Source organism: Actinospineispora eucalypti (genome assembly GCF_039543365.1).
Classification (GTDB): domain Bacteria; phylum Actinomycetota; class Actinomycetes; order Mycobacteriales; family Pseudonocardiaceae; genus Pseudonocardia; species Pseudonocardia eucalypti.
Genome location: NZ_BAABJP010000007.1, coordinates 53,966 through 80,234 on the forward strand (window position 1 = coordinate 53,966; position 26,269 = coordinate 80,234).

The window sequence follows — 26,269 nt, forward strand, 5'->3', positions numbered from 1 at the left end:
GGGGTGGGTGGCGTGGGGGTTAGTCTTCGTCGTCGGTGTCGGGGGTGGTGCCGTTGCGCGCCTTGACGGAGGTCTTGGCGCGGGAGCGGCGCTGGGCGGGGCGGGGGGCCGGCATGGGCATCTGGCCGGGGTGGCCACCGGGCCCGCGGCCCAGGATGAGCTCCGCGAAGGTGGCCATTGCCTCGTCCAGCTGGCCGGCGTTGCGCCGCTCGGACTCCTGGTTGGCCTGCTGAACCAGCGTGACCAGGGAGTCCTTGTCCGGACGGTTGCCGACCGAGCTGTCCAGGCCGTCCAGCCGCTTGGTGACGGCTTCCAGCTGGTTGGCCAGGTTGTCCAGGCGGGTGGCCAGCGTGTTGAGCTGGTCGGTCGGGTCGACGGCGGGCCGCTCGGCGAGCGCGTCCAGCTTGCCGGTCAGGCCGGTGCCGGTCTCGCTCACTAGCTGGCGCACGCCCTCGTCGGTGCGGTCCAGCCGGTCCCGGACACCGGCGCCGGTCTCCTCGACCGACTTGCGCAGGTGGTCGCGGGCGCCGTCCAGCTGCTGGCGGACGCTCTCGTCGATCTCGTCCAGCCGGCCGCGCAGCGCGGTCTCGGCGGTGCCGACCCGCTCCTTGACCGGTCCGGTGATCGCGCCGGGCATGCCGTCCAGGCGCAGCTCGTGCCGGTCCAGCCGGTTGTCCAGGTCGTCGAACCGCTTGTGCAGGCCGCCGAGCTTGTCGTCCAGGCCGTCCATCCGGCCGACGACGCCCTCCATCCGGCCCGCCACCCCGTCCAGCCGGCCGTCCAGCTGGGCGAACGGTTTGGCCAGGCGGTCGACCAGGGCATCCACCGCTCGGCCGACCGAGGCGACGGAAGCGTCCTGGGCGTCCAGCTTGGCCACGGTCTCGTCCAGCCGCTCGGCCAGCACGCTGACCTCGGTCCGGTCGGGGAGCTCGGCGAGGCGCTTGCGCATGGAACCCAGGGCGTCGAGGGTGGCCAGGCGCGCGTGGATCTCGTCAAGTGAGTCGAAGATTTGCTGCTGTTCGCTCTCGCGGATTTCCGCAGCACGCATGAGCATGCTGCGCATCCGGTCGAACGACATACTCTGTTGATCACTCAAGGCGCTGACGCTTTCGTCGAACGGTTAGGGAGCGGAGCGTCTGGAGCTTATCGAGTCGCACAGCGTCACCCGCATGGGTGCACCTATCAAGTCCTGTCAGCCATGTGGGTTAACAATATGAGGGATTAGAGTCACAGCCGTGCATCAACTTCCTGTGCCCCTGAGTGTCGAACACGTCCGGAACGCCCCAAAGGTGCTACTGCACGACCACCTGGACGGCGGCTTGCGCCCGGGCACGATCATCGAGCTCGCCGAGGAGTTCGGATACCCCTCCCTACCCAGCACGGATGCCGAGGAACTCGGCGAGTGGTTCGCCTCGGCGGCCGACTCCGGCTCGCTGGAGCGGTACCTGGAGACCTTCTCGCACACCGTCGGCGTGATGCAGGACCGGGCGGCGCTGGTGCGGGTGGCCGCCGAGTGCGCCGAGGACCTCGCCGCCGACGGGGTGGTCTACGCCGAGGTGCGGTTCGCCCCGGAGCAGCACGTGACCCGGGGGCTTGCGCTGGAGGACGTGGTGGAGGCGGTGCTGGAGGGCTTCCGGGTGGGCGCCCGGCGGGCCGCCGGGGACGGCCGGCGGGTCCAGGTCTACTGCCTGCTCACCGCGATGCGGCACGCCGCGCGGTCCCGGGAGATCGCCGAGCTGGCGGTGCGCTACCGGGACGAGGGCGTGGTCGGGTTCGACATCGCCGGCGCCGAGGCCGGGTTCCCGCCCACCCGGCACCTGGACGCCTTCGAGTACCTGCGCCAGCAGAACGCGCACTTCACCATCCACGCCGGCGAGGCGTTCGGCCTGCCGTCCATCTGGGAGGCGCTGCAGTGGTGCGGCACCGACCGGCTGGGCCACGGCGTGCGCATCGTCGACGACCTGGAGGTGGGCGACGACGGTCAGGTGAGGATGGGCCGGCTGGCCGCGTACGTGCGGGACAAGCGCATCCCGCTGGAGATGTGCCCGTCCTCCAACATCCAGACCGGTGCGGCCAAGTCACTGGCCGAGCACCCGGTGGGGCTGCTCACCCGGCTGCGCTTCCGGGTCACCGTGAACACGGACAACCGCCTGATGTCCGGCTGCTCGCTGACCAGCGAGCTCACCGACCTGGCGCACACCTTCGGCTACGGCTGGGCCGACCTGCGGTGGTTCACGGTCAACGCGATGAAGAGCGCGTTCATCGGCTTCGACGAGCGGCTGGCGCTGATCAACGACGTGATCAAGCCGGCGTACGCCCAGTTGATCGGATAGGCACGCCGTCCCCCGGACGGCGCGGTTCGGGTTGATCTGCCGGGGCTCTGGTGCCGCCCGCCTGTTCCGCGGCAGTCCCCCGGCGACTACCGCTAGCGGGGGCGGAGGCGTTTGTTCAGGTCGTCCACCAGTGCGCTCCACCTTGCGGCTTCGGCGTCGAAAGGGGGGCTGGGAGCGAGCCTGCTGGGATCGGGGCGCAGTACGAAGGAGGTGAGCCAGCCGAGGCTCGCCGACGGCGCCAGCGCGATCTCAGGGCCTTCGTCGCCGCCCCACCGGCCGACGTCCAGGAGCAGTTCGACGGCCAGGTCCAGCTGGTTGGGGTCGACCTCGGTGGGGCCGTCCAGCAGGTCGTCGGTGAGCCCGATCAGCTGGTAGGTGTTCTGCGGGTCGACCACCACGGCCAGCTCCCCGGCGGTGGCCTTCTCGGCCACCTCCGACCACGTGGAGGCCTTGGTCAGGTCGTGCCCGGTGGCGCCGTCGTCGGCCAGGAAGCGCACCAGCGCGCGGGCCGAGCCGCAGGTGTCGATCCGGCCGCCGGAACCCAGGAACACCGGCTTGTCGTCCACGTAGCAGCGCAGCGTGTAGTGGTCGGTGTCGTCGGTGCTGATCAGGATGGGGTCGATGCCCACCCGCTCCCAGAACGCGATCGCCTCGGTGGCGTCGCCGGCCGGGGCCACGGCCTTGCCGGGCTCCTCCTCGGTCTCGGCCTCGCCGGCCTCGTCGGCCTCGTCGACCTCCCGCTGGGCGGCGGCCAGCGCCACCTTGTCCACCTCGGGGACGGTGACGATGCCGTCCAGCTCGTCGATCACCTCGTCCCACCGGTTGACCACGGCGTCGGCCAGCTCGGTCCACAGCCGCTTGGAGTCGCGGCTGCTGAACACCCAGGAGTCCCGTTCCAGCAGGGCGAACGCCTCGGCCGAGTTGAGCACGTCGTGCACCTTGTCCAGGCCGCAGGTGTCGGCCAGCGAGCGGACCACGGTGGTGATCGCGGACAGCTCGCCGATGGTCCAGGTGTCCGGCTCCTGGGCGACGATCTCCGGCACGCCGACCAGGTCGTAACACTGGTTCTCCTCGGGCACCAGCTCGGCCGGCCCCAGCTGGGCCATCAGCGGCCATGCCGGGTGGTCGGCCAGGTCGTGCGACGGGACGGTGCGCACATAGGCGGCCAGGGTTGCCGCGTCGGGGAATGCGTGCAGGGACTCCTCGTTGCCGAGGAAGCCCTCCCACTCCTCGCCCTCCGCGCGCCACCGGGGCGCCCACAGGGTGATCAGGTCGCCGGCGGTCAACGACAGCTGGATCGGCACGATGTCCATCGCCACGAGGGCAGCGTATCGGGCCGTGGACATGACACCGGGCCGGCCCGAAGGGGTGGGCCGGCCCGGTTGGTTGGTTGTTTCCGGGGGAGTGTCGTCTGGACAGCCGTCAGGTCGAGCTGTGCAGGCGGACTACCCCCACCGTCACGTCGTTCAATCCGCCCTCGTCGAACTCGTGCCGCAGCCGGTCCGCTTTCAGGGTGGCCGAAAGGCCGTCGTACGGGCCATGTGCGTCGACCTCACCGGTCTGCGGGTCCACGGCGAGCACGATGTAGCCATCGCACTGTCCGAGCTGCTCTGCCGCGGCCACCAAAGCCGCGTTGGCTGGCGCGTGCTCCGCCACTCCGATCACCTCCTGACGACTGTTCCTGATGAGTACAGCGGTCGAGGCCGGGCCAATGTGTCACCTACAGCCGGATACCACCCGTTCGGGGCAGATTCACGGGTCACTGTGGGTGACTTGACGACGCACGGTCGATATGCGTCTGAGACCTCGGTCATATCCGCAGGTGATCACGATTTCCGAGAATTGAGTAAACCAATTGATGATGAGTTGTGGCGGGGTCGCCCGGGGGCCTCCGGGGCTGGCAGGATGCGGCCGTGCCTATGCAGCTTCACGTGGTGGACCATCCGTTGGTCAAGGCCCGGATGAGCACCCTGCGGGACGTCCGCACCCCGAACCAGTCGTTCCGCGCCGCGCTGCGCGAGCTGGCCGAGATGCTGGTGTACGAGGCCTGCCGGGACGCCGAGCTGGCCACCGAGCGGATCGAGACGCCGGTTGCCGGGGCCACCGGTTACCGGCTGGCCGCCCCGCCGCTGCTGGTGCCCGTGCTGCGCGCCGGGCTGGGCATGGTGGACGCCGCGCTGGCGCTGATCCCGGAGGCCCGGGTCGGCTTCGTCGGCGCGTACCGCGACGAGGAGACGTTCCAGCCGGTCTCCTACCTGGAGTCGCTGCCCGAGTCGCTGGCCGGCTGGCCGGTGTTCCTGCTGGACCCGATGCTGGCCACCGGCGGCACCCTGGTGCACGCGGTGCGGCTGCTCACCGACCGGGGGGCCAGCGAGGTCACCGCGATCTGCGTGCTGGCCGCGCCGGAGGGGCTGGCCGTGGTGGAGGAGTCCGGCCTGCCGGTGCGGGTGGTCACCGCGCAGGTGGACGAGGGGCTCAACGACTCCCGGTTCATCGTGCCCGGGCTCGGCGACGCCGGCGACCGCCAGTTCGGCGCGCGGTAGCGCGTGGCCCTGACTTGGCCCGGGCCGGCGTTTGCGGGTGCGCCGCCCGGGCGATCACCGGCCGTTGCCTAGCCGGCCGGGGTTTTGGCCCGCCAGCCGAGTGCGGTGGCCCGGACGGTCTGGTGGTAGAGCTCGGCCGGGTCGCCGGCCGCCTCCGGCAGCAGCGCGCGCAGCTCCAGCGAGATCAGCCCGTGCACCCCGGCCCACATGCTGGTGGCGATCACGGCGGGATCCTCGTCCCGCAGGATGCCGGCGTCGATCGCCTGGCGCACCGCGTTCAGCAGCGGCCGGAAGGTGCCCTCGGCCCGTTCCACGGAGTCCTGGTCCGGCTCGACCGCGCCGCCGACCGGGCCGAACATGACCTGGTAGAAGTGCGGTTCGGCCAGCGCGCTCTCCCGGTACGCCACGCTCAACGCCTGCAGGTCGGCCATCGGGTCACCGCTCGGCCGGATTCCGCCCAGCCGCCGGCCGAACCGGGTGAACGCCTCGTCGAACACCGCGCGCAGCAGGGCCGGTTTGCCGCCGAACAGCGAGTAGACCGCCGTGGTGGAGGTGCCCACCAGGGCCGCCAGCTTGCGCAGGCTGAGTGCGTCGAGGCCCTCCTCGGACAGGATCCGGACCGCCTGCTCCAGCAGCCGCACCCGTAGCGCCTCGTCGTGCACCTTCGGCCTCGCCATGGCGAAAGGCTACTTGAGCGTTCCCCGGGCCCGGCTCACTCCATCAACCCGGCGGCCAGCGTCGCGCCCAGCTCCCAGCAGGCCTCGAGGGCCGCCTTGTCCGGCTGGCCGGCCACGGTGACCGGGGCGGCGGCCCGGCGCCAGCCCAACCCGTCGGCGATCGACTCCACCGCCTTCACCGCGCCCTCGACACCCAGGTTGCCGTGCACGTAGAGCCCGTACGGCCGGCCCTGGGCGTCGTCCAGCACCGGGTAGTAGACCTGGTCGAAGAAGTGCTTCAGCGCGCCGGACATGTAGCCGATGTTGGCCGGCGTGCCGAGCACCAGCCCGTCGGCGGCCAGCACGTCCGACGCCGTGGCGGCCAGCGCGGCCCGGCGCACCACGTCCACCCCGGTGATCTCCGGGTCGGTCGCGCCGCGCAGCACCGCCTCGAACATCTCCGAGGTGGCCGGGGACGGCGTGTGGTGCACGATCAGGAGCGTGCGGGTCACGGCGTGACCAGTTCGGACACGTGCGCGCGCAGCTCGGCCAGGCGCTCGGCGGCGCGTTCCCGGGCGGCGGGCAGCTCGTCCCGGCCGGCGACCGGCTCGGTCACCTCCAGGTAGGCCTTGAGCTTCGGCTCCGTGCCCGACGGGCGGACCACCGCGCGGCCCCGGGTGCCGTCGATCACCAGCACGTCCGGCGCCGGCCGGGTGACGCCGCTGGTCACCCGGCCCAGGCGGGCGACCACGTCGTCCCGGTCGGCCGGGGCGAGCGGGAAGGTCACCGCCTCGGTCAGGTGCAACCCGTGCGCCAGTGCCAGCTCGTCCAGCGCGTCCAGCAGGGACCCGCCCTCGGCCTTGCGGGTGGCCGCCAGGTCCGCGGCGAGCACGGCGGTGGCGATGCCGTCCTTGTCCCGCACGCCGTCCGGGTCCACGCAGTAGCCGAGCGCCTCCTCGAACCCGTAGACGAACCCCGGGTCGCCGCCTTCCGACTGGTCACCCGCGCGCACGATCCACTTGAATCCGGTCAGCGTCTCGGCGAACCGGGCACCGTGCGCGGCGGCGATCTCCCGCAGCTGCCGGGAGGAGGCCACCGTGGTGGCCACCAGCGGGTCCGGGTAGTACTCCCGGTCCAGGTTGGCCAGCAGGTGCTCGCCGAGCAGCGCGCCGGTCTCGTTGCCGGTGAGCATCCGCCAGCCGCCGTCGGCGGAGGGGTCCGGCACGCCCAGCGCGCAGCGGTCCGCGTCCGGGTCGAGGGCGACGGCCAGGTCGGCGTCGATGTAGCGGGCCAGCTCGAGCAGCGCGTCCGTTGCCCCGGGTTCCTCCGGGTTGGGGAAGGCCACCGTGGGGAACGCCGGGTTCGGCTCGGCCTGGCTGGGTACCAGCCGCACGTCGGTGAACCCGGCGGAGCGCAGCGCGCGCACCGCCACCGCGCCGCCCACGCCGTGCAGCGGGGTGAGCGCGATGCGCAGGTTCCGGTCGGCGCCGAAGGGCAGCCGGGACACCCGGTCCAGGTAGTGCCAGACCAGGCCCTCCGGGTTGGTCTCGGGCACCGGGGTGAACGGGATGTCGGCGGCCGCCGGGGCGTCCGCGATGGCCGCCTCGATCTCCGCGTCCGCCGGCTCCACCAGCTGCGCGCCCTCGTCCGGGCCGCCCAGGAAGACCTTGTAGCCGTTGTCGGTCGGCGGGTTGTGTGAGGCGGTGATCTGCACCCCGGCCACCGCCCGCCGCTGCCGCACCGCGTAGGCCAGCAGCGGCGTGGGCAGCGGGTCGGCCAGCGCGATCACGTCGAACCCGGCCCCGGCCAGCACCCCGGCCGCCGCGGCGGCGAACCGGGCCGAACCCAGGCGGGCGTCCCGGCCGACCACCACCAGCCGGGCGCCGGCCCGCACCGCGTCCCGCTCGAGCAGCCAGGCGGCCAGTCCGGCGGTGGTCCGGCGCACCACGGCGATGTTCATCCCGGCGGGGCCGGCGCGCACCTTGCCGCGCAGCCCGGCGGTGCCGAAGCGCAGCGGCCCGGCCATCCGGTCGGCCAGCTCGTCCGGGTGCTCGCCGTCCAGCAGCCGGCGCAGCTCCTCGCGAGTGTTCGGGTCCGGGTCCTCGGCGATCCAGCGGAGCGCGGCGGCGTGCGTGTCGGGGTGCTCCTGGACCTCGGTCATGCCGAGGCCACCACCTCGCGCAGCAACGCGCCCATCCGGGCGGCGGCCGCATTGCCGGCGTCGATGACCTCCTGGTGGTTCAGCGGCTGGCCGGTGAGACCGGCTGCCAGGTTGGTCACCAGTGACACTCCCAGCACCTCCAAGCCGGCCGCGCGCGCGGCGATCGCCTCCAACACGGTGGACATGCCCACCAGGTCCGCACCCATGCCGCGCAGCATGCGGATCTCCGCCGGGGTCTCGAAGTGCGGCCCCGGCAGACCCGCGTACACGCCTTCGACCAGCGTCGGGTCGATGCTCCTGGCCAGCTCGCGCAGCCGGGGGGAGTACAGGTCGGTGAGGTCCACGAACCGGGCGCCGACCAGCGGCGACCGCGCGGTCAGGTTCAGGTGGTCGGAGATGAGCACCGGCTGGCCGACGGCCAGCCCCTCCGTGATGCCGCCCGCCGCGTTGGTCAGCACGACCCGCCGGCAGCCGGACGCGGCCGCCGTGCGCACCGCGTGCGCCACCGCCGCCTCGCCGTGGCCCTCGTAGAGGTGGGTGCGGCCGAGAAGCACCATGGCCTTTGTGTCGCCCAGGGCCAGCGAACGGATCGTGCCGCCGTGCCCGGCGGCGGCGGGCCGGGTGAACCCGGGCAGCTCGGCCATCTTGACCTCGGCGCGCGCCTGCCCCATCGCGTCCGCCGCCGGCCGCCAGCCCGAACCGAGCACCACGGCCACCTCGTGTTCCGGCCATCCGGTGCGCTCGGCGAGCGCCTCGGCGGCCTGGGCGGCCAGGGTGTCCGGGTCGGTCATGACTGGAACTTCTGCGTGATCGTGTTGAACAGGGTGAGCGGGTTGGCGCCCGCGCGGTCCGCCGGCACGGTCAGCCGGATCACCCAGACGTCGTTTCCGGCCTGGTTCACCTGTGCGTAGGTCATCCGGCTGGACTGGCCGCCCGGGCCGGTCAGGTCGGTCCGGTAGCGCACCCGGTTGCCGGACTCCTCCAGCTTGGTGACGCTCGCCACACCCAGCTTGGCGGTGGTCAACGTGCCCAGGAAGTCGGCCGGCTTGGCCGGGTTGGTGCGGGTGCCGGCCAGCTTTTCGAAGCTGATCTCCCGGGAGCCGTCCGGGCTGATGAACCGCACCGACAGCGCCTCGCCCTCCACCGGCACCCGGTACTCCTCCCAGCCCGCCGGAACGGCGGCGGTGAAGTTCTGTGCGCCGGTGCCGTAGCGGCCGGTGTCCGCGTGCGTGGTGAGCTGCGGGTTCGCCCCGTTGCCCGCCGGGCTGGACACCGTGGTGGTGAGCACCGGCTGGCCGACCAGCACCCGGGTGCTGGACCAGCCCAGCGCGGCGCCGGCCAGCACCGCGACCGCGCCGGCCAGCGCCAGCGGAACCGCCCACTTGCCGCTCAGCGAGGCGGTGGCCGGGGGCGGTGGCGGGGCGGCCCTCGACATCGGGGGCCGCTGCGGCGGGGCGGCCTGCCAGCTGGGCCGGCGGCCGGTGCCCTGCGTGCCCCCGGCGGCCGCCGCCCCGGCGGGCCCGCCGTACGTGCCGGCCGCGCCGTAGGTACCGGCGGTGCCCGGGCCGGCGCCGTAGGTGCCCGCCGCGCCGTACCCGCCGGTGGTGCCCGGCGCACCGGTTGCGCCCGGCGCACCGGTGGTGCCGTAGGTGCCGGAAACCGGGTCGGCCGGCCGGGGCCTCGGCGCCGGCGGCGGCGCCGGCGACGGGGTCGGGGCGGGGGTCGGGTGCGGCCGGGGCGCGCCGGGCAGTGGGCCGGGGTCGTCGGCCAGTGGCGCGGGGGTCCCGGTCGGGTGCGCGCCCCACTGCCCGGACGCGTCGGCGTGCGGGCTCGCCCCGGTGCCGGCCGGGCCGGGCGGCGCGGCGGCGGGCGGAGGGGTGACGGCGGGGCCGGCCCCGCTGCCGTTCGCCGTGGAACGGCCCGAGATCGGCCGCAGCGGCGGGGTGGCCGTGGTGTACGCGTCCACCGAGCCCGGGAACAGCGGGTCGTCCGGGTCGGCCAGCAGCGGGCGCAGGTAGTGCCGGACGTCGGCCAGCGACATCCGCTGGTCCGGGTCCTTCACCATGAGCGCGGCGATGACCTCGGCCAGCGAGCCGCCGACGTGCACCTTCGGCACCTCGCCGTGCACCACCGCGGTGACCGTCTTCACCGGGTCGCCGTCCACGTCGTACGGCGGCCGGGCCTCCAGGGCGGCGAACAGGGTCGCGCCCAGCCCCCACAGGTCGGCGGCCGGGGTGACCGGCTGGCCGGCGGCCACCTCGGGGGAGATGTACGCGGGCGACCCGAGCACCAGGCCGGTCTGGGTCATGGTGACGTCATTGCTCTTGCGCGCGATGCCGAAGTCGGTGAGCTTGATCCGCCCGTCGTGGGCGACCAGTACGTTGCCCGGCTTCACGTCCCGGTGGGTGATCCCGGCGCGGTGCGCGGCCTGCAGCGCGGCCGCCGTGGCCAGGCCGACCGATGCGGCCTGGCTGATGGTCAGCCGGCCCTGGTCCCCGATCACCTCGGAAAGGTTGCGGCTGGGCAGCAGCTCCATCACCACGAACGGGTCGCCGGAGACGTCGACCACGTCGAAGAGGGTGATGACGTTGGGGTGGGAGAGACCGCCGAGGGTGCGGGCCTCGCGCATCATCCGCTCGCGCATCGAGGCGATCTCGCCCCTGGGCACGCCCGGCGGCACCTTCAGCTCCTTGACCGCGACCGCCCGGTGCAGCACTTCGTCGTACCCCGACCACACGGTGCCCATCGCGCCCGCGCCCAGCGGCTCGGTCAGCCGGTACCGGCCCGCGATGCGGCGCGGCTCGGTCCCCTCGGTGGTGGACTCGGATGCCGACATGCCTGCCATTCTCCCGATTCGGTTAACTCGCCCGCACGTGGTGCCATGGTTTCCCCATCGCGGCCGTTCGGAGTAGCGTTTTTTCAGTCGGACGGCGCAGCCCCGACAAGATATAGCGAACGTCGTCGCCGAACGTCCGCTCAGCGGTGGTGAGCGGGGTCACAGCCGTTCAACCCTTGCAAAAGTACCGGTTGTCCTGACCGCTCTGCCGCCCGCAGCACCTCGCTAGCACTTGAGCGCGCGAAAGTCGATAACCGGCCGAACCGGGATTTGAGGGCACTCAGTTGGGGCACCATACGTATCAGCGACGACGGTCTGGATGCTTCCCCCGCGCTCACGAGGTAGCGATCCGTCACCCGGGCTGAGGTCGTCGGGAACGACGAACGAATCGGTGGTGGTACCCGGTGTCTGTGCTCGACGCGCGCACCGAACTGCTGGCGGCTCACGCCCTGGGGCCGGCCGAGCCGGTGACCGACATCGGCCACGGCAAGGGCCCCAGGTGGTTGGACGGCTGGCTGTCCGCGCACAATCGTGAACTGGTGACCTGGCGGCGCACGCTGCATGCGCACCCCGAGCTCGCCCGGCAGGAGCGACTCAGCACCTCGATGGTGGCCGCGCGGCTGCGCGCGGCCGGGTTGAAGCCCCGGGTACGGCCGGACGGATGCGGCCTGATCTGCGACATCGGCTCCGGCGACCACTGCGTCGCGCTGCGGGCCGACCTGGACGCGCTGCCGCTGCGCGAGGAGACCGAGCTGAGCTTCGCGTCCAGCGTGGACGGCGTGATGCACGCCTGCGGGCACGACGCCCACACCGCGATGCTGCTCGGCGCCGGACTCGCGCTGGCCCAGGCGCCGGCGCTGCCCGGCCGGGTCCGGCTGATCTTCCAGCCGGCCGAGGAGGTCCAGCCCGGCGGCGCGCTGGACATGGTGGCCGAGGGCGTGCTCGAGGACGTCGAGCGGATCTTCGCGTTGCACTGTGACCCCCGGCTGCCGGTTGGTCAGCTGGGCACCAAGGTCGGCCCGATCACCTCGGCCTGCGACCTGGTGGAGGTGCGGCTCACCTCGCCCGGCGGGCACACCTCCCGCCCGCACCTGACCGCCGACCTGGTGAACGCATTGGGTGTGCTGATCACCCAGCTGCCCTCGCTGCTGTCGCGGCGGGTGGACCCGCGCTCCGGCACCGTGCTGGTGTGGGGTGCGGTCGAGGCCGGCCAGGCGGCCAACGCGGTGCCCCAGGCGGGGCTGCTGCGCGGGACCCTGCGCACCGGCGACCACAGGATCTGGACCGAGCTGGAGCCGTTGGTCCGCTCGCTGGTCACCTCGCTGCTCGCGCCGCTCGGCGTCGGCTATGTCCTGGACCACACCCGCGGCGTCCCGCCGGTGTTCAACGAGGCCCTGTCGGCCGGCCTCCTACGCGACGCCGCCGTGGCCGCCCTGGGCCCCGACGGTGCGACCAGCACCGAGCAGTCCAGCGGCGGCGAGGACTTCGCCTGGTACCTGGAGGACGTCCCCGGCGCAATGGGCCGCCTGGGAGTCTGGTCCGGCGTAGGCCCCCACCGCGACCTGCACCAGCCCACCTTCGACCTGGACGAACGCGCCCTCCCCGTAGGCGTCCGAGTCCTAGTCCACGCCGCCCTAGCCAGCCTCGCCGCCTAACCACCTCACCTCACCGCGCCATATCGCGGGTTTCACCAGGTCATATCGCGGGTTGCGTCGGGCTGTGTCGCGCGTTCACTCGATGATGCCGACTTATCCACAGGGGCGCAGTTGTCCACATGCCCGCGGATGACTTGCCCGGGCGACCCGGGGCCGGCGCGATCCTGGGCGCATGGATGCTCCGTTGGACCGACATGGCGCCTACCTTCGATCCGATCTGTTGGAGCGCCTCGGCCGACATCGGTTGGAATCGGAGGTACGGGACGGACTGCTGGTGCGCATGGGCCGGGTGTGCTGGTGGACGCCCGCCGTGCGCTCGATGTGCCCACCAGGGCAGCCGCTGCCCTGCTCGCGCACGGCCGGCGCGCGGTCATCACCGGCCCCACGGCGGCCTGGCTGCACGGCTGCACCGCGATCGACTCGCGGGCCACCCATGTCATGGTGTTGTACGGTCACCCGTCTCGGAGCCGAGGTGGGCTGGTGGTGCACAACGCGCCGTTCCCGAGTCCGGATGACATCGTCGAGCTTGCCGGGCTGCGTGTCTTCTGCCTGGAGCGAGTGATCTCGGACCTGCTCTGCACGGCGCGACCGCGCGACGCCATCGCGGTGGTCGATCAAGCCCTGCGCCTGTGCGACGGGCCCGGACAGGAGCGGCTCCGTGCGCGACTGGCCGAGCGGTTGACCGAACGCCCGGACCGGCGGGGTACCCGGCGCGCGGCGCAGCTGCTCGACCTCGCAACCGGGCGGGCGGAGTCTCCGCCGGAGAGCTGGTTGTTGCTCGAAGTGGTTCGCCTCGGTTTCCCGCCACCGGCCGCGAACCTGCCGGTCCGTTCACCGGCCGGTGAGGAGGTGTACCGCCTGGATCTGGCGTGGGAAGGGCCGCGGATCGCGCTGGAGTACAACGGCCACGCGGTACACGCTGGTCGGGAGGCGGAGGATGAGCGGCGCGCGGAGGACCTCAGGCGGCGCGGCTGGCTCGTCATCTTCGTGACCAGCGAAGATCTGGCCGACAGCCGGCGACTCGAGCGGGAGTTGCGCGCCGCGTTCGCCCGGCGTGGGTGCGGCTCGTGGTCTACCGGCGAGGGAACCCGCGATATGGCCTGAGGGGACCCGCGACATGGCCCGGTGAAACCCGCGACATGGCCTGGGGGGACCCGCGATATGGGTTAGGGGCCTACTTTGCGGGAGGGGCGGGTGCGGAGGGCTTGGACGTAGTCGTCGGGGGCGCCGGCCTGTTCGGCGGCGTCGGCCATTACGCCCAGGTAGCGGGCGCTGGGGAGGCCGCCTTCGTAGGCGTCCAGGACGTAGAGCCAGGCCAGCTCGGTGCCCTGCAGGGTGTGCACGCGCAGCCGGAGCTTCTTGTGCAGGCCCAGCTCGCCGCCTTCCCAGCGGTCGAGTACGGCGACGTCGTGATCGGTGACGTCGTAGAGGACCACGAAGACCTGCGAGGTTTCGTCCTCGACGACCGTGGCGAGCGCGCCTTCCGGGCCGTAGTCCTCGCCGCCGAAGGTGAGCCGCCAGCCCATCAGCCAGCCGGTTCCGGCCATCGGCGAGTGTGGGCATCGCTCTTTCATCTGGGCGGGATCCATGTTGGACCCATAGGCGGCGTAGAGCGACACGCCGACAGCCTAGTGTCTACCTGTGACGGGCCAGCGGGAGGGGAGCGCACGACGGTGAGCCGGATTGTAGTCATGGGTGGCGGGCCGGCCGGGTACGAGGCGGCGCTGGTGGCCGCCCAGCACGGTGCTGAGGTCACCGTCATCGAACGGGACGGCATGGGCGGGGCCTGTGTGCTGGACGACTGTGTTCCGTCCAAGACGTTCATCTCCTCGGCCGGCGTGCGCACCGAGCTGCGCCGCGCCGGTGAGCTGGGCCTGGACACCGACCACCAGGCGGCCGCCGTCGCGCTGGACCGCATCAACGCCCGGGTCGGCTCGCTGGCCCGGGCGCAGTCCGCGGACGTGCGCACCCGGCTGGAGCGGGAGGGGGTGCGCACGGTGCTCGGCACCGCCCGCTTCGCCGACGCGCCCAAGCCCGGTGCGCCGCACCTGGTCCTCGCCTCGCCCCGGGAGGGCGGCGAGGAGGAGCTGCCCGCCGACGTGGTGCTGGTGGCCACCGGAGCCACCCCGAGGGTGCTCAAGGGCAGCGAGCCGGACGGCGAGCGCGTCCTCACCTGGCGCCAGCTCTACTCACTGGAGAAGCTGCCGGAGCACCTGATCGTGATCGGCTCGGGGGTGACCGGCGCGGAGTTCGTGTCCGCGTACACCGAGCTGGGGGTGCCGGTGACCCTGGTGTCCAGCCGGGACCGGGTGCTCCCGGCGGAGGACGCCGACGCGGCCACCGTGCTGGAGGACGTCTTCGCCGAGCGCGGGGTGGCCATCCTGCCGCGCACCCGGGCCGAGTCGGTGAAGCGATCCGAGGACGGCGTCTGCGTGACCCTGGCCGACGGCAGCACGGTGACCGGGTCGCATGCGCTGATGACCGTCGGTTCGGTGCCGAACACCGACGGGCTCGGCCTGGACGAGGTGGGCATCGCCACCGACCGGGGCGGCTTCATCCCGGTCGACCGGGTGTCCCGCACGAGCACCCCCGGGGTGTACGCGGCCGGCGACTGCACCGGCGTGCTCATGCTCGCCTCGGTCGCCGCCATGCAGGGGCGCATCGCCATGTGGCACGCGCTGGGCGAGGGCGTCGCGCCGATCAAGCTGAAGACCGTCGCGGCGGCGGTGTTCACCCGGCCGGAGATCGCCACGGTGGGCATCAGCCAGGCCACCATCGACTCCGGCGAGGTGCCCGCGCGGACCATCATGCTGCCGCTGGGCACCAACCCCCGGGCGAAGATGCAGGGGCTGCGGCGCGGATTCGTGAAACTCTTCTGCCGCCCGGCGACCGGGGTGGTGATCGGCGGCGTGGTGGTCGCGCCGGTGGCCAGCGAGCTGATCCTGCCCATCGCCATGGCGGTGCAGAACAACCTCACCGTGAACGACCTCGCCTACACGTTCTCCGTGTACCCGTCCCTGTCCGGGTCGATCACCGAGGCCAGCCGGCAGCTGATGCGCCACGATGACCTCGACTGAGGCGATGCGCCCGCTGGACGGGATCACCGTGGTCGCCTGCGAGCAGGCGGTGGCCGCGCCGATGGCCACCCGGCACCTGGCCGACCTGGGCGCCCGGGTGATCAAGATCGAGCGGCCCGGACCCGGCGACTTCGCCCGCGACTACGACACCACGGTGCACGGGCTCTCCAGCCACTTCGTCTGGCTGAACCGCTCCAAGGAGAGCGTCACGCTGGACCTCAAGCACGCCGAGGGGGCACGGATCGCCCGGGAGCTGGTGGCCCGCGCGGACGTGTTCGTGCAGAACCTGGCGCCCGGCGCGGCCGCCCGCCTGGGCCTGGGCGCGGACGAGCTGACGGCCGAACACCCGAGGCTGGTGCACTGCTCGATCTCCGGCTACGGGGAGGACGGCCCCTACCGGGACGCGAAGGCCTACGACCTGCTCATCCAGGCGGAGACCGGGCTGATGTCGATCACCGGGACGCCCGAGCAGCCGGCCAAGTCGGGCGTGCCGGCGGCCGACATCGCGGCCGGCATGTACGCCTACTCCGGGGTGCTCTCCGCGCTGCTGCTGCGCGAGCGGACCGGGCGGGGCGGCGCGTTCTCGGTGTCGCTGTTCGACGGGCTGACCGAGTGGATGGGCTTCCCGATGTACTACACGCGCTACGGCGGGTCGGCCCCGGTGCCGGCCGGCGCGGCGCACGCGGCGATCGCCCCGTACGGCCCGTTCGGCACCGGTGAGGGGCGCCCGGACGTGATGCTGGCGATCCAGAACGACCGGGAGTGGGTGCGGTTCTGCGAGTCGGTGCTCCGGCGGCCGGAGCTGACCCGCGACGAGCGGTTCGCCGACATGACCGCCCGGGTCCGGCACCGGGACGAGCTGCGCGCGGAGATCGAGGGGGTGTTCGCCGCGCTCACCGCCGCCGAGCTCGACGCGCGGCTGGAAGAGGCGAAGATCGCCCACTCGCGCCGCAACGGGATGGCCGAGCTGATCGAACACCCGCAGCTGGCCGCCAGGAACCGATGGACCGAGGTAGGCTCCCCGGCCGGCCCGCTAGCCGCCCTGATCCCCCCGGTCACCGTGACCGCCGGACCGCCGCCCCGAATGGACCCCATCCCCGCCATCGGCCAACACACCGACGCGGTCCTGACCGAACTCGGCTACCCGGCCGACGAGGTGGCCCGCCTCCGCGCGGCGCGCGCCGTGTAGGCCGGTCGGGCGACCCAGACTGCTACACCCAGTCCAGCGTGCGGGTGACGGCCTTCTGCCACTGGGCGTAGAGGCGGTCGCGGTCGGCCGCATCCATGGACGGGGTCCACTCCTTGTCCTTGGCCCAGTTGGTGCGGATCTCGCCGGTGTCGGACCAGAAGCCGGTGGCCAGGCCGGCCGCGTAGGCGGCGCCCAGCGCGGTGGTCTCGTTGACCACCGGCCGGATCACCGGCACGCCCAGGATGTCCGCCTGGAACTGCATGAGCAGCTCGTTGACCACCATGCCGCCGTCCACCTTCAGCTCGGTGAGGTCGACCCCGGCGTCGGCGTTCATGGCGTCCAGCACCTCGCGGCTCTGGAACGCGGTGGCCTCCAGCACGGCCCGCGCGAGGTGCCCGCGATTCACGAACCGGGTCAGCCCGACGATCGCGCCGCGCGCGTCCGAACGCCAGTGCGGGGCGAACAGCCCGGAGAACGCCGGCACGAAGTACGCCCCGCCGTTGTCCTCCACCGAGGCGGCCAGCGCCTCGATCTCCGGCGCCGAGGCGATCAGGCCGAGGTTGTCCCGCAGCCACTGCACCAGCGAGCCGCTGACCGCGATGGAGCCCTCCAGCGCGTAGATCGGGGCCTCCGAGCCCAGTTGGTAGCAGACCGTGGTGAGCAGGCCGTTGGTGCTGCGCTTCAGCTCGGTGCCGGTGTTGAGCAGCATGAAGTTGCCGGTGCCGTAGGTGTTCTTGGCCATGCCCGGGTCCAGGCAGGCCTGGCCGAAGGTGGCCGCCTGCTGGTCACCCAGGATGCCGGCGATGGGCACCCCGGGCAGCACGCCCTTGGCCCGCACCTGGCCGTACACCTCGGAGGAGGAGTGGATCTCCGGGAGCATGGACTTCGGCACGCCGACGGCGGCGCACAGCTCGTCGTCCCAGGCCAGCGTCTCCAGGTCCATCAGCAGGGTGCGGGAGGCGTTGGTCACGTCGGTCAGGTGCAGGCCGCCGTCCGGGCCGCCGGTGGCGTTCCACAGCACCCAGGTGTCCATGGTGCCGAACGCCAGCTCGCCCCGTTCCGCCCGTTCCCGCGCGCCCTCGACGTTGTCCAGGATCCAGCGGGCCTTGGGGCCGGCGAAGTAGGTGGCCAGGGGCAGGCCGGTGCGCTGGGTGAACTTCTCCCCGCCGCCGTTCTCCGCCAGTTGGGCGCAGATCTGGTCGGTCCGGGTGTCCTGCCAGACGATCGCGTTGTACACCGGCTCGCCGGTGGCCCGGTCCCACACCACGGTGGTCTCGCGCTGGTTGGTGATGCCGACGGCGACGATGTCGTCGGTGGTCACGTCGGCCTTGGCCAGCGCACCGGCGACCACCTCGCGGGTGTTGTTCCAGATCTCCGTGGCGTCGTGCTCCACCCAGCCGGCCCGGGGGAAGATCTGCTCGTGCTCCCGGCTGTCCGAGGCAACCGGCAGGCCTTCGTGGTTGAACAGGATGCACCGGGTGGACGTCGTGCCCTGGTCGATAGCGGCGACGTACTGCGTCATTGGGTAGGTCTCCTAATCAGGACAGCGGGAGGACGTGGACGAGCAAACCGGCCAGCGTGGCGCCAATCAAGGGCCCGACCACCGGTACCCAGGAATAACCCCATTCCGCGCTGCCCTTGTCCCGGATCGGCAGCACCGCGTAAGCGATGCGCGGCGCCAGGTCGCGGGCGGGGTTGATGGCGTACCCGGTCGGGCCACCCAGCGAGTTGCCGATGCCGATGACCAGGAACATCACGCCGGCGTAGCCGAGCGCGGAGTTGCCGAACTCCGGCACCCCGCCGTCGCCCGCCTTGGCCGCCGGGGAGAGCAGGATCCAGATCATCAGCACGAAGGTGCCGATGACCTCGGTGACCGTGTTCCACAGCGGCGAGGGCACGGTCGGCCCGGTGCAGAAGATGCCCCGGGTGCCACCCGGTTCCGGGTCGGTGTCGAACTGTTTCTTGTAGGCCAGCCAGGTGAGCACCGCGCCGACGAAGGCACCCAGGAACTCGCCGGCGAAGTACACCGGCACCTGCGACCACTCGGTCTTGCCCGCGACGGCCAGGCCCAGGGTCACCGCCGGGTTCAGGTGCGCGCCGCTGGTCGACGCGACGGAGGCGCCGGCGAAGACGCCGATGCCCCAGCCGAAGTTGATGAGAAGCCAGCCGCCGTTGTTGCCGAGCGTGTTGGTCAACACCACGTTGGCCACGACGCCGCAACCGAGCAAGATCAGAGTTGCCGTCCCGACCAGCTCGGAGACAAAGATATTAAGCATATTCGCCTTCCCCCTCGAAGGTATTCGGAAACCGTATTCCGGGGGGCAGGGCGCGTCTAGGTGATGCGCCGGCCGAGACCCGAGTGGAGCAAGCCGCGAGCGGTACCGTGTGCTCCGTGGGTAAGTCACCGAGGAGCAACTCGTCGGATCCGACCTGGCCGAACCGGAACCTCGGCCGGTTGTCGCCGGAGCAACGGGACCAGGCCTGGCAGGCGCTGTCGGCGCAGCACTTCGACCTGGTGGTGATTGGTGGCGGAGTGGTCGGCACCGGGGTGGCCCTGGACGCGGCCACCCGGGGCCTGCGGGTGGGCCTGGTGGAGGCGCGGGACTTCGCCTCGGGCACCTCGTCGCGGTCCTCGAAGCTGTTCCACGGCGGCCTGCGCTACCTGGAGCAGCTGGAGTTCGGGCTGGTCCGGGAGGCGCTGCACGAGCGCGAGCTGATGCTCACCCGGCTGGCCCCGCACCTGGTCAAGCCGGTCAGCTTCCTCTACCCGCTGCACGGGCGGTTCTGGGAGCGGCCGTACGTGGCCGCCGGGCTGACCCTGTACGACACCATGGGCGGCGGCCGTTCGGTGCCCCGGCAGAAGCACCTGACCAGGGCCGGCGCGCTGCGGCTGGCCCCGGCGCTGCGGCCGGACTCGCTGGTCGGCGCGGTGCGCTACTACGACGCACAGGCCGACGACGCGCGCCACACCCTCACCGTGGCCCGCACCGCCGCGCACTACGGCGCCATCGTCCGCACCTCCACCCAGGTGATCGGGTTCGAGCGGGAGGCGGACCGGGTGTCCGGGGTGCGCATCCGGGACGCCGAGTCCGGCGCGGAGACCTCGGTGTTCGCCCACGCGGTGGTCAACTGCACCGGCGTGTGGACCGACGAGCTCCAGCGGCTGTCCGGCGGGCGCGGCCGGTTCCGGGTGCGCGCATCCAAGGGGGTGCACCTGGTGGTGCCCCGGGACCGGATCGTCGCGGACACCGGGATCATCCTGCGCACCGAGAAGTCGGTGCTGTTCATCATCCCGTGGCGCAGCCACTGGATCGTGGGCACCACGGACACCGACTGGAACCTGGACCTGGCCCATCCGGCGGCCACCAAGGCGGACATCGACTACGTGTTGGACCACGTCAACCGGGTGCTCGCCGCTCCGCTCACCTACGACGACATCGAGGGCGTCTACGCCGGGCTGCGGCCGCTGCTGGCCGGGGAGAGCGAGCAGAGCTCCAAGCTGTCGCGGGAGCATGCCGTGGGCCGGGTCGCGCCCGGCCTGGTGGCGATCGCCGGCGGCAAGTACACCACCTACCGCGTGATGGCGGCCGACGCGGTGGACGCGGCCGCCGCCGACATCCCCAACCGGGTCGCGCCGTCCATCACCGACCGGGTCCCGCTGCTCGGCGCGGACGGCTACCACGCGCTGGTCAACCAGTCGGAGCAGCTGGGCGCGCACTACCACCTGCACCCGTACCGGATCCGGCACCTGCTGGACCGCTACGGCTCGTTGCTGCCCGAGGTCCTGGACGTCGCCGCCGGGCGCCGCGACCTGCTCACCCCGATCCCGGGTGCCCCGGAGTACCTGCGGGTGGAGGTGGTCTACGCGGCCGCCCACGAGGGCGCGTTGCACCTGGAGGACGTGCTGACCAGGCGCACCCGGATCTCCATCGAGTACCCGCACCGGGGCGTGGACTGCGCCGAGCCGGTCGCGTCCCTGATGGCCGAAGTCCTCGGCTGGTCTCCCAAGACGGTGGCCCGCGAAATCGAGGTCTACACCTCGCGCGTAGCCGCCGAACGCGCATCCCAGTCCGAGCCCGACGACGCCGCCGCCGACGCCGTCCGCGCCGCCGCCCCCGAAGCCCGCCCCGACCTCCTAGAAAACCTCGCCTGATTCAGTGGGTTTAGCACGCTGATTCAGTGGGTTTGGCACGCTGGTTCAGTGGGTTTGGCACGCTGGTTCAGTCACTTCAGCAGGGGCGCTGGTAGCCGCGGACCCGAAATGCCTCCCGGAGCTGCCGCTCGAGCTCCCGGCTGTCGGCAAAGTCGTCGGCCGTTGCGGTGAGCACGATCCAACCTCTTCGCCGCAGATCCTCCGCGCGGCGCGCGTCCTCGAGTTCCCGGTCGAGATGGACCGCGTATCCGTTGTATTCCAATGCAATCAGAAATTCTGGCCAGGCAAGATCTAGCCGATAGATTTCTCTGCCATTGATGGCGAATATGGGCCAGTTCGACTTGGGCGCCGAAAAGCCGAGAGCGTCGACCTCGAGAAGCAGCCAACTCTCTGGCGGGGATTCGGCGCGCCCGGTGGCGAGCTCCAGTATTCGTGCTCCTCGTTTGGTCCCTCGGGCGTCCGGCCGCTCAGTGAGACGTCTTCGCACCTGCGCTCGGAAATCCTCCCTCAGGTCTACTGGATGAAGGGCCAGCATCTGGTCGATCACCGCAATTGCGTCCCGCGCGCGCACGGTGCACAGCAGGTCGGTGGCGGCTCGAACAGGCGTCACCACCCGTAGACCGAGGTGCTCGACGACGTCCTCCGGCGGGAGCCAGCCGTTGTGCGGAATGAGGCCGACGCGTCTCCGTCTCGTCCCGCAGTAGGGCACTAGCTGGTGGACCTCCGTACCTGTCACCGCGGTGCATCCGTGCAAGGCGGCCGCCGTCATACTCGCAATCGCAGACTGCGGGCCATTCAGCAACTGCGCGGCGGCCGCACGAGTCAGTAGGTCCGTGGACCGCGCGCTCTCGATGAGAATGCGGGGCCAGATCCGTTGTAGGTGTCCGTGCTGAATTGCTACCCGAACCGTGTATCGGCCGACCCTGTCGACCAGTTCGCGTTGGCGGTATGCGCCGTGCAAGCTCTGTCCATATTTCATACCCATGACGATGACGCCGATGGGTGCGTTTTGCCGGGCAAGGGACGCGGGCTGTGGATAACCGCGGCCATGTGGACAACTCGTCGGCCTGCTGAACCGACTGAACCGGCGTGCCAAACCCACTGAACCGGCGTGCCAAACCCACTGAATCAATGTGCCAAACCCACTGAATCAATGTGCCAAACCCACTGAATCAATGTGCCAAACCCACTGAATCAATGTGCTGAAGTGACTGAATCAGGTGGGGGGTGGGTGGGTGGGTTAGAAGCGGGTGGCGCGGGATTCGGCTTGGGTTAGGAGGCGTTCCAGGCGGTGGCGGAGGCTGGGCTGGGTGGTGGGGGCGAGGGTTGTCCAGTCGACGCCGTCGGCGGCGGTGTCGCGCTGGATGAGGTAGCGGCCCCGGTGGGTCTCGAACATGCCGACGATCTTGGGTAACCGGTGCAGGACACCCCAGTGGTCGGCGGCGAGCACGCTGATCTGGCCCCGGCGACGCTCGCCGGACATCATGGCGGCGACCAGTTCGGCCTCCTCGGCGGGCACGCCCCGGTAGCGCAGCGCCTCGGCCAGCCCGAGGCCGGCCTCCGACTCGGCGGCGGCCGCGTCCAGGTCGGCGCTGGGCACGGATACCGCCCGGCCCGGGCCGCTCGGCGCCGGCGGCATCGCTTCCATGATCGCTCCGATCGGGCCGGGCGCGGCGGACAGCGTCACGGTCTCGTCCTGCCGCACGGCCAGCACGGTCGCACCCGGGCGGGCGGCGGCGACCGCGCGCAGCTCGCGGCCCATCCGCATGCGCAGCTCCACCTGGCAGGTGGGCACCGCGAGCAGGTGCATCAGCCGGACGATCTCCGGGTCCGGGCCGCTCACGTCGGCCAGGCCGCGCTCGCGCAGACCCTGCCAGCCGGTGGCCACGATGCCGCGCCGCTCGGTGTGGGTGCGGCCGGGGGAGTCCAGCCGCAGCACCACCGGGGTGGCGCCCAGGCCCAGCCACTCCCACAGCACGTCGAACTCGACCGCGGTGAGCACCCGCCGGACCGGTCCGCGCCGGGGGCGGTGCGGCGCGGGGGGCGCGGTCGTCATCGGCCAATCACGGGAGGTACCACCCCATCCTCGTCCGGGAAGAGATCGCTGTCGTCGAGCAGGTAGCCGGGGCGTTCGTGACGGTTCGCCTCGGCTTCGGGCCAGCCACCGGCGCCGAGCATCGGCGGCGGCACCCCACCCGGCATTCCGGAGCCGGGCACTCCAGAGCCTGGGACCCCAGAGCCGGACATGCCGGAGCTCGGCATCCCGGGGCCGGGCTGGCCGGGCGCGGGGCCGCCCGATCCGGACTGGTCGGCACCACTTGCCCCGCCCGCGCCACCCACCCCGCCCGCGCCACCCGCACTCGGCTGGCCGGCACTGATCGCGTTGTCGGTGTTTGCCTGGCGGTTGCCCCGGGGCCGCAGCGGCCGGAGTGGCGCCGCGTTCCGGTGGACGCCGGCCAGCTCCGGCCGGACCGGCGGACCGCTCACCACCGGAACGCGTTTCTCGTTCGACTCGGTCCGCCCGGCCGGCCCGCTCGCGGCGACGGTCGGACGGGTGTCGCCCCGAGGCCGATCGGACGGCCCGCCGCGACCGACCGCCCCGGCCGCCGAAGCGGGGACGACGCCGCTGCCGGAACGGTTCTGGCGATACCCGGCGCCCGCCGCCACCCCCGGGCCGAGACGCCCCGCGGGCTCGGCGCCGACCGGTCGCGGGGCGCCGGGAACGGAAGCCCTGGCCGCCGGTCCGCCCGGCCGGGTTCCGGTGACCCCCGGCGTCGCGGCCCCGCCCGGCGCAACCGGCGAGCCCGCACGGGTGCCCGGACCGCCGCTCCGGCCGCCGGGGGGCGGCGGTGCGCCACGCACCCCGGGCGCCGGCCCGGCGAACCCGGGGGAGGGGCGCACCGTCTGGCAGGTGCCGGCGTGGTCGGCCATGAGCTGGCGGGCCCGTTGCAGCGCGTTCATCCGCTCCTCCTCGGCGAGCGCCCAGTTGCCGCCCATCACCCCCTTCTCCTGGGCCGCCGGGGACAGTTGGGGCGGGTAGGGCGGCATCTTGTGCTTCACGTCCTGAGCGCTGCGCGCGTACTCGCCCGCCTTCGCCCCCTCGGCGGTGGACCGGGCGGCGGCCTCCCCCGCCCACCGGGCGTGCTGGCCGATGCCCCGGTTCGCCGCACCGGCCGCCGTGCCCTCCCAGGCCAGCCCGAACTCCTTCAGCGGAGCCTGAATCGTCTCGGAGATCTTGTTCAGCGCCACAGAGGTGCGCTGGTAGCCGGCCTGGCTGTTGGTGGCGGCGGCCGGGTCGCCCTGCCGCGACTCGCGCCAGAGCCGCTCGTGTTCCGAGCCGCCGACACCGGGCGAGCTCATGGCCGGCTCACGTCACCAGCTTGCGGCTCAGATCCTCGGCGATGGCCTGCTCGTTGCGGTCGTAGGCCGCCTGGATCTCGCCCAGCGCCGTGTCGACCTCGCGCAGCCGTGCCTGGTAGGCGGTCAGCTGGTCACGGGCCGAGGCGGCGCCCTGGTTGAACTCCGCCTGGAAGGCGTGGCTGGCCGCGTCCCCCATGGCCGGCTGGGTCATCGGCAGGCTGCGCCCGCTGTCCCGGACGACCTCCTCGAGCTGGCGTTGGGCGTCCTGGAACGCCGCGCGCAGCTTCGGGATCATGTGCGGCTCGAGCTTGATGCCCGAGCCGCGCGCATCGTTGACCATGGACCCACGCTAGGAGCGCGGATGCCCGGCGAACGGGAAAATCGCGAAACAGTTCGCGATCGCTAACGCTCCCGGTCAGGCGTCCTTGATCTCGCAGATCACGGTGCCCTGGGAGACCGAGCTGCCGGCCTCGGCGGACAGCCCGGTGATGGTGCCGTCCTTGTGCGCGGTGACCGGGTTCTCCATCTTCATCGCCTCGAGCACGACCACCAGGTCGCCGGCCGAGACGGTGTCCCCGTCGGCCACCGCGACCTTGATGATGGTGCCCTGCATGGGCGCGGTGACCGCGTCACCGGACACCGCCCGGCCGCCCTTGCCGCCGCCGCGCTTGCGCGGTGCCTTGCCGGCGCGGGCACCCGCACCGGCCGCGCCGCCCCCGCCACCACCGAGCGCCAGGTCGCCGGGCAGCGACACCTCCAGCCGCCGGCCGCCCACCTCGACCACCACGGTCTGCCGGGGCGCATCCTCGTCCTCGGAGGCCTCGGCGCCCGCACTGAACGGTTGTACCGTGTTATCCCATTCGGTCTCGATCCACCGGGTGTGCACGGTGAAGCCGTCGCTGTCGGACGCGGCGAACGCCGGATCCTCCACCACCAGGCGGTGGAACTCCAGCACCGTGGCCATGCCCTCGACCTGGAACTCGGCCAGCGCGCGGCGGGACCGCTCCAGCGCCTGCGCCCGGTCCGACCCGGTGACGATCAGCTTGGCCAGCAGCGAGTCGAACTGGCCGCCGATCACCGAGCCGGCCTCCACGCCGGCGTCCACCCGCACACCCGGACCGGCCGGGTAGGCGATGGCGGTGACCGTGCCCGGCGCCGGGAGGAACCCGCGACCGGCGTCCTCGCCGTTGATCCGGAACTCGATCGAGTGGCCGCGCGGCCGAGGGTCCTCCTTGATGTTCAGCTCCCGGCCCTCGGCGATGCGGAACTGCTCGCGCACCAGGTCCAGCCCGGAGGTCTCCTCGGAAACCGGGTGCTCCACCTGCAGCCGGGTGTTCACCTCGAGGAAGGTGATCAGTCCGTCCTGGCCGATCAGGAACTCCACGGTGCCGGCGCCGTAGTAGCCGGCCTCCTTGACGATGGCCTTGGAGGCGTCGTAGAGGGTCTTGCGCTGCTCCTCGGTGATGAACGGCGCCGGCGCCTCCTCCACCAGCTTCTGGAAGCGGCGCTGCAGCGAGCAGTCCCGGGTGCCCACCACGATCACGTTGCCGTGCTGGTCGGCCAGCACCTGGGTCTCCACGTGGCGGGGCTTGTCCAGGTAGCGCTCGACGAAGCACTCGCCCCGGCCGAACGCGGCGGTGGCCTCGCGGACCGCCGACTCGTACAGCTCGGCGATCTCCTTCTCCTCGCGCGCGACCTTCATGCCGCGCCCGCCGCCGCCGAACGCGGCCTTGATGGCCACCGGGAGGCCGTGCTCCTTGGTGAACTCGATCACCTCGTCGGCCCCGGACACCGGGTCGGCGGTCCCGGGCACCAGCGGCGCGCCGGCGCGCATCGCGATGTGCCGCGCGGTCACCTTGTCGCCCAGGTCGCGGATCGACTGGGGTGACGGCCCGATCCAGACCAGGTCGGCGTCGATCACCGCCTGCGCGAAGTCGGCGTTCTCGGAGAGGAAGCCGTAGCCGGGGTGGATGCCGTCCGCGGCGGCCTGCCGGGCCGCGCCGATCACCTTGTCGAAGTCCAGGTAGGACTCGGCGGCGGTGTTGCCGCCCAGCGCGAACGCCTCGTCCGCCAGCCGCACGAACAGCGCGTCGCGGTCGGGCTCGGCGTACACCGCGACGCTGGCCAGGCCGGCGTCCCGACAGGCCCGGATTACCCGCACCGCGATCTCACCGCGGTTCGCGATGAGCACTTTCCGCAACTGACGGGTCGCTTCCCGGGCCACAGTGCCTCCTGCAACGAGATTCTTCCGACCGGCTTGGTATTTCGATCGGGAAGTCTATGCGGCGTGGCCGAATGTGCAGATC

Annotated in this window: 23 protein-coding genes; 7 read left to right on the forward strand and 16 right to left on the reverse strand. The window is 72.2% G+C overall.

All coding sequences use genetic code 11. From position 1 onward, the window contains the following. Nucleotides 1-19 precede the first annotated feature (19 nt). Nucleotides 20-1,048, reverse strand: a complete 1,029-nt coding sequence (locus tag ABEB12_RS07755) for a PA containing protein (RefSeq protein ID WP_345702649.1) — start codon at nucleotides 1,046-1,048, stop codon at nucleotides 20-22. A gap of 187 nt (nucleotides 1,049-1,235) precedes the next feature. Here ABEB12_RS07755 and ABEB12_RS07760 point away from each other — a divergent pair, with 187 nt between their 5' ends. Further along, a complete protein-coding gene (locus ABEB12_RS07760; protein ID WP_345702651.1) occupies nucleotides 1,236-2,333 on the forward strand; it encodes an adenosine deaminase in 1,098 nt (365 codons plus the stop codon). A gap of 92 nt (nucleotides 2,334-2,425) precedes the next feature. Here ABEB12_RS07760 and ABEB12_RS07765 read toward each other — a convergent pair whose 3' ends face one another. Both ABEB12_RS07765 and ABEB12_RS07770 read right to left on the reverse strand, forming a co-directional pair. Beyond that, on the reverse strand, nucleotides 2,426-3,652 hold the full coding sequence (locus ABEB12_RS07765) for a primosomal protein (protein WP_185064241.1): 1,227 nt from the start codon (nucleotides 3,650-3,652) through the stop codon (nucleotides 2,426-2,428). Between the two features lie 103 nt (nucleotides 3,653-3,755). Next, nucleotides 3,756-3,989, reverse strand: coding sequence for a hypothetical protein (locus ABEB12_RS07770; protein ID WP_185064242.1), 234 nt, complete (start codon nucleotides 3,987-3,989; stop codon nucleotides 3,756-3,758). Between the two features lie 263 nt (nucleotides 3,990-4,252). Here ABEB12_RS07770 and upp point away from each other — a divergent pair, with 263 nt between their 5' ends. Then, on the forward strand, nucleotides 4,253-4,876 hold the full coding sequence (gene upp, locus ABEB12_RS07775; RefSeq protein WP_185064698.1) for a uracil phosphoribosyltransferase: 624 nt from the start codon (nucleotides 4,253-4,255) through the stop codon (nucleotides 4,874-4,876). Between the two features lie 68 nt (nucleotides 4,877-4,944). Here the strand turns inward: upp and ABEB12_RS07780 are convergent, their stop codons facing one another. Genes ABEB12_RS07780 through ABEB12_RS07800 form a run of 5 tightly spaced genes read right to left on the reverse strand, consistent with a single transcriptional unit; the run spans nucleotide 4,945 to nucleotide 10,529 of the window. Next, entirely contained in the window at nucleotides 4,945-5,553 is a 609-nt protein-coding gene (locus ABEB12_RS07780) for a WHG domain-containing protein (RefSeq protein ID WP_185064243.1), read from the reverse strand. Nucleotides 5,554-5,588: 35 nt separating this feature from the next. After that, nucleotides 5,589-5,990, reverse strand: coding sequence for an NAD(P)H-dependent oxidoreductase (locus tag ABEB12_RS07785; RefSeq protein WP_185064699.1), 402 nt, complete (start codon nucleotides 5,988-5,990; stop codon nucleotides 5,589-5,591). Between the two features lie 50 nt (nucleotides 5,991-6,040). Further along, nucleotides 6,041-7,693: a phosphohexomutase domain-containing protein gene (locus ABEB12_RS07790; RefSeq protein ID WP_185064244.1), complete on the reverse strand. Its 1,653-nt coding sequence runs from the start codon at nucleotides 7,691-7,693 to the stop codon at nucleotides 6,041-6,043. Beyond that, nucleotides 7,690-8,484, reverse strand: coding sequence for a purine-nucleoside phosphorylase (locus tag ABEB12_RS07795; RefSeq protein WP_185064245.1), 795 nt, complete (start codon nucleotides 8,482-8,484; stop codon nucleotides 7,690-7,692). The genes ABEB12_RS07790 and ABEB12_RS07795 overlap by 4 nt, the downstream gene beginning before the upstream one ends. Continuing rightward, nucleotides 8,481-10,529 (reverse strand): protein kinase domain-containing protein, encoded by a 2,049-nt coding sequence (locus tag ABEB12_RS07800; protein ID WP_185064246.1) that lies wholly within the window; start codon nucleotides 10,527-10,529, stop codon nucleotides 8,481-8,483. The genes ABEB12_RS07795 and ABEB12_RS07800 overlap by 4 nt, the downstream gene beginning before the upstream one ends. Before the next feature lie 404 nt (nucleotides 10,530-10,933). Between ABEB12_RS07800 and ABEB12_RS07805 the strand changes: the two genes are divergently transcribed. Both ABEB12_RS07805 and ABEB12_RS07810 read left to right on the forward strand, forming a co-directional pair. Beyond that, nucleotides 10,934-12,184 carry an amidohydrolase gene (locus ABEB12_RS07805; protein WP_185064247.1) on the forward strand — a complete coding sequence of 417 codons (1,251 nt, stop codon included), beginning with the start codon at nucleotides 10,934-10,936 and terminating at the stop codon, nucleotides 12,182-12,184. 297 nt (nucleotides 12,185-12,481) lie between these two features. Then, complete coding sequence (locus ABEB12_RS07810; protein ID WP_185064248.1) at nucleotides 12,482-13,288, forward strand: hypothetical protein; 807 nt, start codon at nucleotides 12,482-12,484, stop codon at nucleotides 13,286-13,288. A 62-nt stretch (nucleotides 13,289-13,350) separates the two neighbouring features. Here the strand turns inward: ABEB12_RS07810 and ABEB12_RS07815 are convergent, their stop codons facing one another. Then, complete coding sequence (locus tag ABEB12_RS07815; protein ID WP_185064249.1) at nucleotides 13,351-13,803, reverse strand: gamma-glutamylcyclotransferase; 453 nt, start codon at nucleotides 13,801-13,803, stop codon at nucleotides 13,351-13,353. A gap of 54 nt (nucleotides 13,804-13,857) precedes the next feature. On the opposite strand from ABEB12_RS07815, the gene ABEB12_RS07820 reads away from it, so the two are divergent. Together ABEB12_RS07820 and ABEB12_RS07825 are read left to right on the forward strand one after the other, a co-directional pair. Beyond that, nucleotides 13,858-15,261, forward strand: a complete 1,404-nt coding sequence (locus ABEB12_RS07820) for an NAD(P)H-quinone dehydrogenase (protein ID WP_185064250.1) — start codon at nucleotides 13,858-13,860, stop codon at nucleotides 15,259-15,261. Beyond that, on the forward strand, nucleotides 15,248-16,450 hold the full coding sequence (locus tag ABEB12_RS07825) for a CoA transferase (protein ID WP_221498506.1): 1,203 nt from the start codon (nucleotides 15,248-15,250) through the stop codon (nucleotides 16,448-16,450). The genes ABEB12_RS07820 and ABEB12_RS07825 overlap by 14 nt, the downstream gene beginning before the upstream one ends. A gap of 22 nt (nucleotides 16,451-16,472) precedes the next feature. Here ABEB12_RS07825 and glpK read toward each other — a convergent pair whose 3' ends face one another. Together glpK and ABEB12_RS07835 are read right to left on the reverse strand one after the other, a co-directional pair. Continuing rightward, nucleotides 16,473-17,972 (reverse strand): glycerol kinase GlpK, encoded by a 1,500-nt coding sequence (glpK, locus tag ABEB12_RS07830; RefSeq protein WP_185064251.1) that lies wholly within the window; start codon nucleotides 17,970-17,972, stop codon nucleotides 16,473-16,475. 16 nt (nucleotides 17,973-17,988) lie between these two features. Then, nucleotides 17,989-18,726 (reverse strand): aquaporin, encoded by a 738-nt coding sequence (locus tag ABEB12_RS07835; RefSeq protein WP_185064252.1) that lies wholly within the window; start codon nucleotides 18,724-18,726, stop codon nucleotides 17,989-17,991. 116 nt (nucleotides 18,727-18,842) lie between these two features. Between ABEB12_RS07835 and ABEB12_RS07840 the strand changes: the two genes are divergently transcribed. Further along, on the forward strand, nucleotides 18,843-20,603 hold the full coding sequence (locus tag ABEB12_RS07840) for a glycerol-3-phosphate dehydrogenase/oxidase (RefSeq protein ID WP_345702652.1): 1,761 nt from the start codon (nucleotides 18,843-18,845) through the stop codon (nucleotides 20,601-20,603). A gap of 76 nt (nucleotides 20,604-20,679) precedes the next feature. Here ABEB12_RS07840 and ABEB12_RS07845 read toward each other — a convergent pair whose 3' ends face one another. From ABEB12_RS07845 to ABEB12_RS07865, 5 genes are all read right to left on the reverse strand, one after another. Next, nucleotides 20,680-21,372 carry a hypothetical protein gene (locus ABEB12_RS07845; RefSeq protein ID WP_185064253.1) on the reverse strand — a complete coding sequence of 231 codons (693 nt, stop codon included), beginning with the start codon at nucleotides 21,370-21,372 and terminating at the stop codon, nucleotides 20,680-20,682. A gap of 471 nt (nucleotides 21,373-21,843) precedes the next feature. After that, complete coding sequence (locus ABEB12_RS07850; RefSeq protein WP_185064254.1) at nucleotides 21,844-22,659, reverse strand: ESX secretion-associated protein EspG; 816 nt, start codon at nucleotides 22,657-22,659, stop codon at nucleotides 21,844-21,846. Further along, on the reverse strand, nucleotides 22,656-23,963 hold the full coding sequence (locus tag ABEB12_RS07855) for a hypothetical protein (RefSeq protein ID WP_185064255.1): 1,308 nt from the start codon (nucleotides 23,961-23,963) through the stop codon (nucleotides 22,656-22,658). Before ABEB12_RS07855 ends, ABEB12_RS07850 begins: the two co-directional genes overlap by 4 nt. Before the next feature lie 7 nt (nucleotides 23,964-23,970). Continuing rightward, nucleotides 23,971-24,303 carry a hypothetical protein gene (locus ABEB12_RS07860; protein ID WP_185064256.1) on the reverse strand — a complete coding sequence of 111 codons (333 nt, stop codon included), beginning with the start codon at nucleotides 24,301-24,303 and terminating at the stop codon, nucleotides 23,971-23,973. 75 nt (nucleotides 24,304-24,378) lie between these two features. Next, on the reverse strand, nucleotides 24,379-26,163 hold the full coding sequence (locus ABEB12_RS07865) for an acetyl/propionyl/methylcrotonyl-CoA carboxylase subunit alpha (protein WP_221498507.1): 1,785 nt from the start codon (nucleotides 26,161-26,163) through the stop codon (nucleotides 24,379-24,381). Nucleotides 26,164-26,269: the final 106 nt, after the last annotated feature.

What these genes read in the sequence shown, in the direction of transcription:
- ABEB12_RS07850 (WP_185064254.1), bottom strand. Translation starts at nt 22,659, where the DNA reads ATGACGACCGCGCCCCCCGCGCCGCACCGCCCCCGGCGCGGACCGGTC.
- ABEB12_RS07855 (WP_185064255.1), bottom strand. Translation starts at nt 23,963, where the DNA reads ATGAGCTCGCCCGGTGTCGGCGGCTCGGAACACGAGCGGCTCTGGCGC.
- upp (WP_185064698.1), top strand. Translation starts at nt 4,253, where the DNA reads ATGCAGCTTCACGTGGTGGACCATCCGTTGGTCAAGGCCCGGATGAGC.
- ABEB12_RS07800 (WP_185064246.1), bottom strand. Translation starts at nt 10,529, where the DNA reads ATGTCGGCATCCGAGTCCACCACCGAGGGGACCGAGCCGCGCCGCATC.
- ABEB12_RS07790 (WP_185064244.1), bottom strand. Translation starts at nt 7,693, where the DNA reads ATGACCGAGGTCCAGGAGCACCCCGACACGCACGCCGCCGCGCTCCGC.
- ABEB12_RS07835 (WP_185064252.1), bottom strand. Translation starts at nt 18,726, where the DNA reads ATGCTTAATATCTTTGTCTCCGAGCTGGTCGGGACGGCAACTCTGATC.
- ABEB12_RS07755 (WP_345702649.1), bottom strand. Translation starts at nt 1,048, where the DNA reads ATGCGTGCTGCGGAAATCCGCGAGAGCGAACAGCAGCAAATCTTCGAC.
- ABEB12_RS07860 (WP_185064256.1), bottom strand. Translation starts at nt 24,303, where the DNA reads ATGGTCAACGATGCGCGCGGCTCGGGCATCAAGCTCGAGCCGCACATG.
- ABEB12_RS07780 (WP_185064243.1), bottom strand. Translation starts at nt 5,553, where the DNA reads ATGGCGAGGCCGAAGGTGCACGACGAGGCGCTACGGGTGCGGCTGCTG.
- glpK (WP_185064251.1), bottom strand. Translation starts at nt 17,972, where the DNA reads ATGACGCAGTACGTCGCCGCTATCGACCAGGGCACGACGTCCACCCGG.
- ABEB12_RS07845 (WP_185064253.1), bottom strand. Translation starts at nt 21,372, where the DNA reads ATGACGGCGGCCGCCTTGCACGGATGCACCGCGGTGACAGGTACGGAG.
- ABEB12_RS07785 (WP_185064699.1), bottom strand. Translation starts at nt 5,990, where the DNA reads ATGTTCGAGGCGGTGCTGCGCGGCGCGACCGACCCGGAGATCACCGGG.
- ABEB12_RS07825 (WP_221498506.1), top strand. Translation starts at nt 15,248, where the DNA reads ATGACCTCGACTGAGGCGATGCGCCCGCTGGACGGGATCACCGTGGTC.
- ABEB12_RS07795 (WP_185064245.1), bottom strand. Translation starts at nt 8,484, where the DNA reads ATGACCGACCCGGACACCCTGGCCGCCCAGGCCGCCGAGGCGCTCGCC.